The following is a 12,153-nucleotide window of genomic DNA, read 5'->3' as shown; positions in this document are numbered from 1 at the left end:
GGTTAAAGGCCTTCGTTGGCGGCGGGCAGGCTTAGCAAATTACTTTCTGCGGTGAGTTGTCGCATCAGCAACTCAGCAGCATCACGACGCATAATTTCGCGAGTCAGCTGCTCCTCATCGCTGGTGGCCAGTGCATTGGTCGGGTCCACCTGATAAACCCTGGTGAGGACTACTTGACGACGTGTGGTGAGGGGTGGTCCGGCTGCATCGATTAGCTGCCATTGAAGTTCATAGCGTAGTTCAATGCCCGCAGAACGGCCCTGGGCATCTACCACAACTGTTCTTTTCCACCAGCGTTCCTGGCTCAGTTGCATCGTGATGGGGGCGGCATCAGTAACCATTACATCGCGCTTCAGCAGCGCCGACTCAATATCATAGCGAGTTCGTGCTTCGGCGCCGCGCAAGGTCAAAGTATCGAGCAGCAGTGGTGCTACTTCGCCGCGAAACTGCCAGCCGCATGCGGACAGGGTCAGACTGAGAAGCACCACTAGTATCTTCATTAGCTCGCCACAATATTGATCAGCTTACCCGGAACGACAATAACCTTGCGTACTGTCAGGCCATCCAGAAAACGCTGCACGTTGGGGGCCGACATGGCATGTTTTTCAATGCCGTCACGGTCGAGGCTTGCCGGTACATCAAGCTTTGCCCGCACCTTGCCATTAACTTGCACCACCAGCTCAATGGAGTCTTTTACCAGCGCGCTTTCATCAATTGCTGGCCAGGGTTGTTGTACCACCGCGTCCTGATGTCCCAGTGCCAACCACAGGGTATGGCTTATATGGGGCACCATTGGTGCCAGCAGCAGTACTGCCGAGTCCAGTGCCTCCTGACGTACAGCGCGGTCCTGCTCGCTAGAGGCTTCGAAACGACTGATCTCATTGCACAGCTCCATGACTGCGGCAATGGCCGTGTTGAAAGTCAGTCGCCGACTCATGTCGTCGCTGACCTTGGCGATGGTTTCATGGGTTTTGCGACGCAGAGAGCGAGCATCATCGCTTAGTGCTGATGTGTCCAGTGCAGCAACAGACCCTTGCTCAATATGCTCGGCAACCAGTCGCCATAGTCGCTTGAGAAAACGATTGGCACCTTCGACACCGGCATCGTTCCACTCAAGGGATTGCTCCGGGGGTGCGGCAAACATGATGAACAGGCGCACAGTGTCAGCGCCGTACTGTTCAATGAGCTCCTGAGGATCGACAGTATTGCCTTTCGACTTGGACATCTTGGAACCGTCTTTTAGCACCATGCCTTGACACAGCAGACGCTTGAACGGCTCGTCACTATTGACCAGGCCAGCATCGCGTAGCAGCTTATGAAAAAAGCGCGAGTAAAGCAGATGCAGGATGGCGTGCTCGATACCACCGATATATTGATCCACCGGTAGCCAATAGTTGGCTTTGGCTGGATCAAGCATGGCGTTGTCACTGTCCGGGCTGCAGTAGCGGGCGTAGTACCAGCTCGATTCCATAAAGGTGTCGAAGGTGTCAGTTTCCCGCGTTGCAGGCGCGCCATTGAAGGTGGTTTTTGCCCACGCCGGATCTGCCTTGATCGGGCTGGTTACGCCGTTCATAACAACGTCTTCTGGTAGCAGCACCGGCAGCTCGTCTTCCGGTGCTGGCACCAGTTCACCATTCGACAGGTTGATCATCGGAATGGGTGCGCCCCAGTAGCGCTGACGGGACACGCCCCAGTCGCGCAGGCGATAGTTGACCTTGCGCTCGCCAAGACCGTGCTCGCTGAGCCAGCTGGCAATGGCATCAAAAGCTTGCTGTGAAGTCAGCGTGTCAAATTGCCCGGAGTTGAGCAGTGCCCCTTTTTCCGTAAAGGCCTGCTGCTCTAGATCGATGGCCTCTCCATTGAGCGGCGTAATAACCTGTTGAATGGGAAGCTGATATTTTTTGGCAAACTCGTAGTCCCGTTGATCATGGGCCGGGACCGCCATCACTGCGCCGGTTCCGTAATGCATCAAGACGAAGTTGGCCACCCATACTGGCACTGGGTTGCCGGTAATCGGGTGTTTCGCATACACACCGGTGAAGATGCCTTTCTTCTCCATGGTGGCGATATCAGCTTCGGCCACTTTCGACTGCAGGCATTCGTTAACAAACTGAGCAACGTGCGCATTTTCTTCGGCCGCTTTTCTGGCCAGTGGGTGCGCAGCAGCCACAGCCAGATAACTCACCCCCATGACGGTATCCGGGCGTGTGGTATAAACCCGCAGCGGAGAGTCATTTTGCAAAGCAAAATCCATCTCAACGCCCTCAGAGCGACCGATCCAGTTTCGCTGCATGGTCTTGACCTGCTCCGGCCAGCCATCCAGCTGATCAAGGTCGTTGAGCAGTTCTTCCGCATAGTCGGTAATCTTGATAAACCACTGCGGTATTTCCTTCTGCTCCACCCGTGTGTCGCAGCGCCAGCAGCAGCCATCAATAACCTGTTCGTTGGCCAGCACGGTCTGGTCATGGGGGCACCAGTTCACCGTGGACAGTTTTCGGTACACAAGGCCTTTTTGGTACAGCTGGGTAAAGAACCATTGCTCCCAGCGGTAGTATTCCGGCCGGCAGGTGGCGACTTCCCGATCCCAGTCATAACCGAAACCAAGACGCTTGAGCTGGCCCTTCATATAGTCGATATTTTCGTAGGTCCACTTGGCCGGCGGCACGCCGTGTTTCAGGGCGGCGTTTTCTGCGGGCAGGCCGAATGCATCCCAGCCCATTGGCTGCAGTACATTCTTGCCCTGCATGCGCTGGTAGCGACTAACCACATCTCCGATGGTGTAGTTACGTACGTGCCCCATGTGCAGCCGACCGCTAGGGTAGGGGAACATGGACAGGCAGTAGTATTTCTCCCTGGACGGGTCTTCAATGGCCTTGAAGGTCTGGTGGGTTTCCCAGTACTTCTGGGCTTCCTGTTCGATCTGCTCGGGACGATACTGTGTATCCATCGGAATGCGTGGCCAACTGACAAGAATAAGAAGGGGCATAGGATACATGACCAGTCTCTTAGCAGACAGGGCTCAGATGGCGGCGGCAAGCAGATGAATCTTGGAGCTGTGCTGGTGCTGGTGCTGGTTGCCGGGACGCTGCCGGCGATCGTGCGGCAGCTCTACCCGCCTTTGCCTTTACGCAGCCACAGTGAAGCTACGCCCCGTTGCGTTGTGGTATTGGGTGGTGGCCTGGTGGGCCGCGGCCGGCAGCGCCGTTCCTCTCGTATGGGCTTGCGCCGCTTGGCCCGCGCTTTGCAGGAGTCACGCCAGCGGCAGTTGCCCTTGCTGATTAGTGGTGGTGGCCGGCCACCGACGGAGGGGCAGGTTAGCGAGGCCAGATTGCTGGCGGATGCCAGTGAGGGATTTGGGCTGACCATCTGGCTTGAGGAGCGCAGTCGTAATACTCGCGAGAACGCTCGTAATAGTGCTGCACTACTGCAGCGCAAGGGAATTGATCAGGTGTTGCTGGTTACCGACCGGGCTCATATGACCCGCGCCATGCTTTCGTTTCAGCGCGCCGGCATCGAGGTGATAGCGGCGCCGGTGGACAGGTTGCCGTCCCCGGCATGGATGCCTTCTGCCGGGGCGTTACTACTGTTGCCGGAAATCTGGTACGAGTGGCTGGCGCTATTGTGGTATGAAATCCGCGGCTAGAGTGTGGTCTCTGGATCCAGCTCCGCCAGTGCCGAGTAGTGACTCAGATAGATATTGCCACTCAGGTGCTCGACAAAATCCACCTTGTTAAGCGCATCCATCACCGGCCCCTTGATCTCGGAAAGGTGCAGCATGATGCCGGCGTCCTGCAGTCGCTGGCTAAGCGCTTCCAGACTTTCCAGGGCGCTGGCATCAATCAGATTGACGGCAGAGCATTGCAGCACCACATGTCGTGTCTGCGGGTTCTGCAAGGCTGACTTGTAGATCGAGTCCTCCAGAAAACGGGCATTGGCAAAGTACAGCGATTCATCAACTCGCACGGATAGCACAGTGGGGCTGGTGATCACCTTATGACGATTAACATTGCGAAAATGCTCGGTGCCAGGAACCTGACCCACTACCGCAATATGTGGTGAGCTGGTACGCCACAGGAACAATAGCAGGGAAGTCGCCACGCCCATCACCACGCCGGCTTCAACACCGATGGTGAACACGCCAAGCATGGTCAGCATCATGGCGCTGAAATCGATACGCGAATATTGCCAAGTGCGACGGATGATGCCGAAGTCCACCAGCGATAGCACCGCGACGATAATGGTGGCGGCAAGAGTGGCGTTGGGCAGGAAGGTAAACCAGCCGGTCAGGAACAGGGTGGTCAGGCCAATGCCGATGGCAGTAAAAATCCCGGCCATGGGGGTAACGGCGCCTGCATCAAAGTTGACCACGGAGCGGGCGAAGCCACCGGTAACCGGAAAGCCACCCGAAAGTGCCGAGCCAATATTGGCCGCGCCCAGACCGGCTAGTTCGTGATTTGGATTGATTTGCTGGCGACGTCGGGCCGCCAGTGTCTGGGCAACGGATACGGATTCAACAAAGCCGATCAAGCTGATCAGAAAGGCGGGCACCAACAGTGCCTGCCACAGTCCGGCATCAAACTGTGGTACGCCCAGTTCAGGCAGGCCTCCAGGTACATGGCCAACGACGCGAACCCCCTGCTGATCCAGATTCAGGCGTGCTACCACCACGGTGGACAGAATCACTGCCAGAGCCGGGCCGGCGCGGGCCAGTAAATCAACTGCCAGTGGTGGCAGTTTCAGTTTTTGCAGCAGCGGTTTGAGTTTTTTCCTCGCCCAGAACAAAAAGGCCAGTGCGCTCAGACCAATAAGCAAAGTGGGAATGTGCGTGGCAGCTACCTGGGGGGCAAGCTGCGAGAAAATCTCGATCAGTGTATGGCCACCGGCGGAGATGCCGAGAATATGTTTGAGCTGGCTGGTGGCAATCAGGATGCCCGAAGCAGTAATAAACCCTGCGATTACCGGGTGGGATAGCAGGTTGGCAATCCAGCCTAAGCGTAGCACTGCCATGGCGGACAGCATGACGCCGGATAGCACCGCAAGAATCACTGCGGCAGCAAGGTACTGGTCGGTGCCGGGCTCGGCCACCTTGCTGACCGCGGCAGCGGTCATCAAGGAGGCTACGGCCACCGGCCCCACCGCAAGAGTCCTGCTGGAGCCAAACAGGGCGTAGCCGAGCAGAGGCAACATGCTGGCGTACAGACCTACCTCCGCAGGCAGGCCGGCGAGCATGGCATAGGCGAGGCTCTGGGGGATCAGCATGACGGTGACAATCAGGGCAGCCATGGCGTCGGAAATTACATCCGTACGCCGGTAGGTGCTGAGCCATTCCAGAGCGGGTAGCAGACGCCGCAGACGCAGATCAGCCATGCTGGTCCTGCCAGCGGGAGATAAGCTGTGGCAGCAGGCCATTGATGTCATAGCCTGCTTCAGCGGCACGATTAACGATGCTCTCCGGTGCCTGTTTGCCGGCCTCCGACAGGGCCCATAGAACGGTGCAGCGAGTGCCGGTACGACAGTAGGCGAACACCGGCTTTTTTGCACCTTCAATCAGCCGGCTGAACTCTTCAATTTCCTTGTCACCGATCATGCCGCCAACCACTGGCTGATGAAAATAGTCCATCCCCAGGGCATTTGCCTGCTGCGCCATTAGCTGCGCTTGTGGCTGATCCATAGCTTCACCGTCGGGGCGATTGTTAATCACGGTTTTGTAACCGGCTGCGGCAATCGCTTGCAAATCCTCAGGGCGAATCTGCGGGCCCACGGTCAGAGTTGAACTCAGTTGCGGATATTCCATTCTTGCCTCTCCGAATAGGGTGGTGGCGCCGTTCAGCTGCGCCCCAACACGTTAACCGGAATCTTCAGATACTGGATACCATTGTCTTCCGCCGGCGGCATGCGCCCAGCGCGCATATTGACCTGTACGGATGGCAGAATCAGGCGTGGCATGTCCAGATCAGCATCGCGCCTGGTGCGCATGGCGACGAATTCGTTTTCGCTGATACCCTGATGGATATGGATGTTTTGCTGCTTTTGCGCGCCGACGGTGGTTTCCCAGACGTATTCAGTGCGCCCGGCAGGCAGGTAGTCATGGCATAGAAACATACGTGTCTGTTCGGGCAGGGCGAAAATCTTTTGTACGGACTGGTACAGCACAGCGGCGTCGCCTCCGGGGAAGTCACAGCGTGCGGTGCCGTAATCCGGCATAAACAGGGTATCGCCAACAAAGGCCGCATCACCAATCAGGTAGGTCATACAGGCCGGCGTATGCCCCGGGGTATGCATGGCATGTGCCTCAATCTCGCCGAGCTTGAATGTGTCGCCATCATCGAACAGCTGGTTGAATTGGCTGCCGTCGCGCTGGAACTCACTGCCCGCGTTAAATACTTTACCGAAGGTGTCCTGAACCGTGCGGATGTGGCTACCGATGGCCAGCCTGCCGCCCACCTTGTCCTGCAGGTAGGGCGCGGCAGACAGATGATCCGCATGGACATGGGTTTCCAGCAGCCACTGCACGCTTAGTCCCTGCTGTTTGATGTAGTCGATGATCTGGTCAGCGGAGCCGGTATCGGTGGTGCCAGCATTGGGGTTGTAGTCCAGCACCGAGTCGACGATGGCGCATTGTTTGGTGGCCGGATCACTGACCACATAGCTGACCGTAAAGGTATCGGGATCGAAAAAAGCTTTCACATCTGGCTTCTGCATGGCAGATCTCCCTGTGCATTACGATGCCGACTTTATACCCCTATGGGTATACGAAAGCAATTGAGGAATGTTAATGATGCCAAAGAGTATAGCTATCGCAGGCGCTGTATTCAGAGGAGATACTCAATCGCTGGTGCTGCCCATCGGACGCCGCCTTCTGCCGAATGCCAGCATTGCCATGGCGAGCAATAACACCGGGGATGGGCCGCTATGCATAAACGGTGTAGTACCACGGACCGTGCGCACCTCCGTTTCCAGCAGGGCACGCTGGAATTGTGGCAAGCGCTCAGCCACCGTGCCATCTGGACGGATTGTGGCGCTGATCCCGTTGTTAGTAGCGCGCAGTAGCCAGCGCCCGGTTTCCAGCGAGCGCATGCGGGTCATCTGAAAATGCTGGTGCGGACCGGCAGAGGTGCCAAACCAGGCATCATTACTGATGGTCAGCAGCACATCGCTATTGTGGCTGCGTTGCGCGACCAGGGAGGGGTAGAGAATTTCATAACAGATAAATGGCGACACGGTCAGGCCCAGCGCGCTCAGGTTGGCCTGATCCGGGCGGCCGCGGGAGAAGCTTGATGCGGGCAGGTCGAAAAAGGGGATCAGGCCGCGGATCTGGCTCTGCAGCGGGACATATTCGCCAAAGGGCACCAGCTTCTGTTTGTGATACAGGCCTTCTCCGCCGCCCAGTACGGTGACGCTGTTGTAATAAACCGCGCCGTCACTGCCCCATTCGCGCCACGGGATACCGCTAATAAGGGCGCCCTGCTGGTCTGCCATTATGTTGCCCTGCTGGCGCAGAAAAGTACCGGCATCCTGATAAAATTCGGTGATTGCCGCTTCCGGCCAGATCAGCAATCGGCCCGGGCTGACCTGGGCGGTCAGATCAGCATAGATCTGACGGGTGGCGGCTTGCTGAGTCAGCTGCCAGCGCACATCCTGAGGCACATTGCCCTGGGCAAGAGCGACCGGTATCGGGTCGCCATATTGCTCGGTGAAGGAGGTCGGCACCAGGGCTAGCACCCAGCCTGCCACGGCTAGCAGTAGTAGCGCCGGTTCCCGACGGGCGCGTCGTTTGGCTAGCTCGGTGAGCCAGACAGCGCTGGCCACGGTAATCAGTGATACCAGCCATACCCCACCCCAAGGCGCCAGCTCTGCGAGCGGCGTATCGATCATGGCGTAACCGGGGTATAGCCATGGGAAACCAGTCAACAGCCAGCTGCGTAGCCAATCGAGCAGCAGCCAGCCACCGACAAACACCAGTGCCCGTCGGCCCAGTTGCACGGTAAGCCAGCCCAAAGCCATGGGAAACAGGGCCATCACGGTGGCAAACAGGCCTGTCATCGGCACAGCCAGCCACATAGGGGTGCTGCCATATTGGTGCATGGAGACATGTAGCCAGCTGATGCCGACACCGAAACTGCCGAGGCCGAACAGCAAGCCGCGTAGCGCACCCTGCCGTGCGGTGGCGCCATTCAGGCTCCACCAGAACAGGCCGATGGACAGCAATACCAGCGGCCACCAATCCCAGGGAGAGAAGGAAAATGGGTAGAGCAGACCGGCTATCAGGGCTAACAGCAGCTTATCCATTGAGAAGTACACCGGATTGCTTTAAGAATTAAGGCTTAATAAGGTCACCTGTGGAATAAGGGTGACAATATAGCTGGGGCTGGCGGACCGGGGAGAGAATAATGAAACAGACCTGTAAGTACCATCCCGGCGAACAGGCCACGTGGTACGACAATGATGATGGCATCCTGTTCTGCGATACCTGTGTCGCCTCGGATGACACCGCCGACGGTGGCCGCGCCCGTTCGCTGTTGACCAATAAGCCCCTGCGGCAAGTGGGGCGGCGCATTGCTCAGGACCCGTTCTGGGAAATCCTGTCGCATTTTATTGAGTACCCTCTGGTGAAAAACTCTGCCGTGGTGCTGGCGGCGGTATCGGTTCTGATGGCCGTGGTGCCCGGAGGGCTGACGGGGCTGGCTATCGCTGCGGCTATTGGCTTGCTGTTCGGCATTTACGGCGCAGACGTGATGCAGCAAAGCGCCGACGGCATGATGAAGGCGCCGGACTATCAGGCCATGTTGAAGCCAGAGCATTGGCCCATGGGTGTCCAGCTGTGGTTGGTATTTGCTGCCGGCGGTGCTGCCAGCGGATATGCCTATATAACCTACGGCATGCTGCAGGGCAGCCTGATGACTCTGGCAATCTGGTTCCTGTTGCCGGCTTTGCTGATTCAGGTATTTCTGCAGGGCAATGTGTTGAGCGCGTTGTTTACCCCTCAGCGCTGGCTGGCAACGTTACTGGCGTTGGGTCTCGAATATCCGGCTATGGCTGCGGTGATGTTTTTCCTGCACACCGCCAGCGCCATTTTTATCAGTATTGCCTACGATCTACTTCCGGGATTTCTGTCCTGGCCCGTGGCCGCTTTGATTATCGGTTGGTTGTGGCTGGTTACCATTCATCTGAGCGGTTATCTGATCTGTCGCCACCAAAAGAATCTTGGCTATGAGTCACAGTCGTTGAGTGAAGGGGCCCAGCGCCGTCGGCGCAGCCGCCGGCCGGAAGAGGAGCGTCGGCAAGCAGTCATGATTCGCGAGGGGCGTTTTGACAAGCTGGTTAACATGTACAAAGCCAAGCTGGAAAAACATAAGGACTCACTGCAATTCAATGAGCAGTACGAACGTCTGTTGGATGCGCTGGGGCGACGGCAGGAGCAGCTGGAGTTCGCTGACAATTACCTTAAGGTGCTGCTAAACAACAAACACCCCACCCGGGCCATAGACCTGTTACGGCGCTGCCGCGAAATTGACCCGGCATTCAAGCCCAATACGGTGCAGATGACTTGGGAAATGGCACAGCTTTATGCCGAGCAGGGGCAGCCCAAGGTGGCGGTGAATTTGTTGCTGGATATTCACAAGCGGGCGCCCACTTGGCCGGGCATTCCGGAGGCATATCTATTCCTTGCCCGACTGTTGGCCACGGAGTTCAAGTTGCCTGCCAAGGCCGAGCAATATATCCGGTTTGTGGAAACACGCTACCGGGCGGACAACCGGATTCGTGAAATCGCAGGCCAATGTCGCTCAGAGCTTGGTCTGGCAGGCGCCGGTTAGCAGCCGGCGCTCCAGTGAACCTAGACGGATTCTTCGGTAAGTCTGACGGCAAGCATTTTCAAGTGGTTGCTGCGCGCTTGATTACTATTGCTTAACGCTTGCGCCAGTAGTGACAGTGATTTGCCAAGCATCGGGTGTCTGTCGCCCTGTTTCTCGATAACCGTTGCCAGTCGATCGGCCTCCTTTGTTTCGCCCAGCTTGCTCAAATTGGCGATCAATCGCACTCGGGTTTCCAGTGGTATCTGCTCATCGCTGTCCAAGCGCTTCACATAGTCTCGATAAATATTATATTGCTGGCGCAGCAGCCCTTCATCGCTGATGTCTGCGTCCAGTACTTGCCGGGCGGTTTGATGAAAGCTATCCGATTCCGGTGTCAGTTTGCGGATCTGATACAGCCCGGTCAGCGGCAGGAACTGATTTGGATCCATCTGCATGGCCGCTTCGAACTGCTGTTCTGCATCGCGAAATGCCATGGCCGACATTGATGCCCAGGCCGAGGTCAGTTTTTGACGGAGCTGCCGCTCGCTGTCATCTGTTTCATCAACTTGCTGTTCTGCGCCACGCACTTCCGCCTGACGCGCCAGATGAACCAGGCCGGCACCTGCCAATAGGGCGCCTATCTGTGCCACCCATACATGAGCTGCGGAGCCGCCGGACAGGGTTTCATAAACCGGCAGGATAAAAAACAAAGGCGTAATTACAGCGGCGGGCAAAGCAGTGCTACGTATTTTTTTCTGACGTGGATCGAACCATAGAAAATCCAGCTTGCGTAACCCGAATAGCCCCACATACATGCCAATGAGTCCCGCGGCCATTGGCGTGCTACCGGTTAGGGGAAGATACCGGGAGGACAGGAAGGCAACATAGATGAGTCCGCTCACTACTCCGGTGACGATCCACAGCACCGCAGTTTTGCCATGGCCAAGTTCCTTTTCTACAGGCCAGGCGAAGGGCATGGCAACCAGCAGTGCCACCATCCAGATCCACAGATTTTCATGTAGAAAATGCCAGGTAAGGTAGGTGGATGGGCGTGGTGCCGAGGGGTTGAGCCCTGCTTTCACGCCGGGTAGCTCACTGGACCGTTCGCGGAATGCGTCGCGCATTCCACGCCACTTTTCCATCTGCTGATAGTCCCAATACTGGTCGCCGCGCAGTTGGTTTTCAGCTTCAAAGGCCGGGTCAAAGGCCATTGCCCGGAAAACTGTAATGCTGTCCCCATTGCCGCGAGCTTGTTCCAGCGTCTCGGCTTTGCTGATCTGCCCGCTAATACGCAGCCAGGAAATATAGTTTTCCCACTCCAGCTCAAACAGGCCGCTTTGCTGATACCAGTCTGCCATGTCCTGCTGACGCTCCAGTTCATCATGCTGAAGTGTCAGGTGGATAAGCAGGTAGGCAATAAAAAACCCCAGACAAACCCATGGTGCGGATTTAAGGCCGGTCGTCTCCGTTGCGGGCTTCGGTATCATTGGTGCTCCCCACTGGCGTCACGTGCAATAGTCTTATTGTTCTGCTGTCGGCGCTTAGCACGGTGAAACAGAATCCACCGAACTCTACCGATTCGTCCCGCGCAGGCAGCCGGCCGAATCGCTGCAGTACCAGTCCACCGATGGTATCGAACTCTTCCTCGCTGAGTTTGCTGTGGAAGTGCTCGTTAAAATCTTCAATCGGCATCAAAGCCTTGATGGTGAACTCACCATCACCGAGCTCCTTGATCAGGTAATCATCTTCGTCTATATCGTGCTCGTCCTCAATCTCTCCGACGATCTGTTCCAGCACATCCTCGATGGTTACCAGGCCCGCTACGCCGCCGTACTCGTTAACCACAATGGCCATGTGATTGCGACTGATGCGGAAGTCTCGCAACAGGGAGTCGAGTCTTTTCGATTCCGGGATGATCAAAGCCTGGCGCAGATGATCCTTAATGTTGAAACGCTCCATTTTCGCCGGGTCCAGAGCAAGAGGAAGCAGGTCCTTGGCTAGCAAAATGCCGAGTACTTCGTCAGGGTCATCGCCGATTACCGGGAAGCGTGAGTGGGCGCAGTCGATAATTGAAGGCAGGAATTCTCGTGGTTCGCTGCTAGCCCGGATCACCACCATCTGAGTGCGCGGAATCATTACATCACGCACCTTCATGTCCGCCATCTCCAAAGCGCCCTCAACAATGCCGAGGGTGTCGCTATCAACCACTTCGCGGTCGCGAGCAGAGCGCATTAGCTCGACCAGATCTAATCGGCTGGTTGGCGAGCTGCCAAAGAACTCGGAGATCCGGTCCAGCCAACTTCGGCCGGTACTACTGTCGGGAACCTCGTCTGGCATAACAACTCCTGTGATTCAGATA

The 12,153-nt window shown here is 56.9% G+C and carries 10 protein-coding genes; 2 read left to right on the top strand and 8 right to left on the bottom strand.

Going from position 1 to position 12,153, the window contains the following annotated elements; all coding sequences use genetic code 11:
* Nucleotides 1-2: 2 nt before the first annotated feature.
* Nucleotides 3-500, bottom strand: coding sequence for an LPS assembly lipoprotein LptE (gene lptE / locus J1C54_RS06890; RefSeq protein WP_229146049.1), 498 nt, complete (start codon nt 498-500; stop codon nt 3-5).
* Nucleotides 500-2,947: a leucine--tRNA ligase gene (gene leuS / locus J1C54_RS06885; RefSeq protein WP_229146206.1), complete on the bottom strand. Its 2,448-nt coding sequence runs from the start codon at nt 2,945-2,947 to the stop codon at nt 500-502. The genes lptE and leuS overlap by 1 nt, the downstream gene beginning before the upstream one ends.
* Before the next feature lie 93 nt (nt 2,948-3,040).
* Here leuS and J1C54_RS06880 point away from each other — a divergent pair, with 93 nt between their 5' ends.
* Nucleotides 3,041-3,643, top strand: coding sequence for a YdcF family protein (locus J1C54_RS06880; protein ID WP_229146048.1), 603 nt, complete (start codon nt 3,041-3,043; stop codon nt 3,641-3,643).
* Here the strand turns inward: J1C54_RS06880 and J1C54_RS06875 are convergent.
* From J1C54_RS06875 to lnt, 4 genes are all read right to left on the bottom strand, one after another.
* A complete protein-coding gene (locus tag J1C54_RS06875) occupies nt 3,640-5,367 on the bottom strand; it encodes a SulP family inorganic anion transporter (protein ID WP_229146047.1) in 1,728 nt (575 codons plus the stop codon). The two genes, J1C54_RS06880 and J1C54_RS06875, sit on opposite strands and share 4 nt — an antisense overlap.
* Nucleotides 5,360-5,794, bottom strand: a complete 435-nt coding sequence (locus tag J1C54_RS06870) for a TIGR01244 family sulfur transferase (protein ID WP_229146046.1) — start codon at nt 5,792-5,794, stop codon at nt 5,360-5,362. Before J1C54_RS06870 ends, J1C54_RS06875 begins: the two co-directional genes overlap by 8 nt.
* Before the next feature lie 32 nt (nt 5,795-5,826).
* Nucleotides 5,827-6,702, bottom strand: a complete 876-nt coding sequence (locus J1C54_RS06865) for an MBL fold metallo-hydrolase (protein ID WP_229146045.1) — start codon at nt 6,700-6,702, stop codon at nt 5,827-5,829.
* A gap of 123 nt (nt 6,703-6,825) precedes the next feature.
* Nucleotides 6,826-8,289, bottom strand: a complete 1,464-nt coding sequence (gene lnt, locus J1C54_RS06860) for an apolipoprotein N-acyltransferase (protein ID WP_229146044.1) — start codon at nt 8,287-8,289, stop codon at nt 6,826-6,828.
* Nucleotides 8,290-8,390: 101 nt separating this feature from the next.
* Between lnt and J1C54_RS06855 the strand changes: the two genes are divergently transcribed.
* A complete protein-coding gene (locus J1C54_RS06855; RefSeq protein ID WP_229146043.1) occupies nt 8,391-9,815 on the top strand; it encodes a lipopolysaccharide assembly protein LapB in 1,425 nt (474 codons plus the stop codon).
* Nucleotides 9,816-9,835: 20 nt separating this feature from the next.
* Here J1C54_RS06855 and J1C54_RS06850 read toward each other — a convergent pair whose 3' ends face one another.
* Together J1C54_RS06850 and J1C54_RS06845 are read right to left on the bottom strand one after the other, a co-directional pair.
* Nucleotides 9,836-11,281: a rhomboid family intramembrane serine protease gene (locus J1C54_RS06850; protein WP_229146042.1), complete on the bottom strand. Its 1,446-nt coding sequence runs from the start codon at nt 11,279-11,281 to the stop codon at nt 9,836-9,838.
* The gene (locus J1C54_RS06845) at nt 11,244-12,131 is read right to left on the bottom strand and encodes an HlyC/CorC family transporter (protein ID WP_229146041.1); all 888 of its coding nucleotides are present in this window, start codon (nt 12,129-12,131) and stop codon (nt 11,244-11,246) included. Before J1C54_RS06845 ends, J1C54_RS06850 begins: the two co-directional genes overlap by 38 nt.
* Nucleotides 12,132-12,153: the final 22 nt, after the last annotated feature.

The sequence above is a fragment of the Alcanivorax sp. 1008 genome (assembly GCF_020667895.1).
Taxonomy (GTDB): Bacteria; Pseudomonadota; Gammaproteobacteria; order Pseudomonadales; family Alcanivoracaceae; genus PGZG01.
The sequence above is the reverse complement of the archived record's forward strand: the minus strand, read 5'-3'. Positions and strand labels throughout refer to the sequence as shown.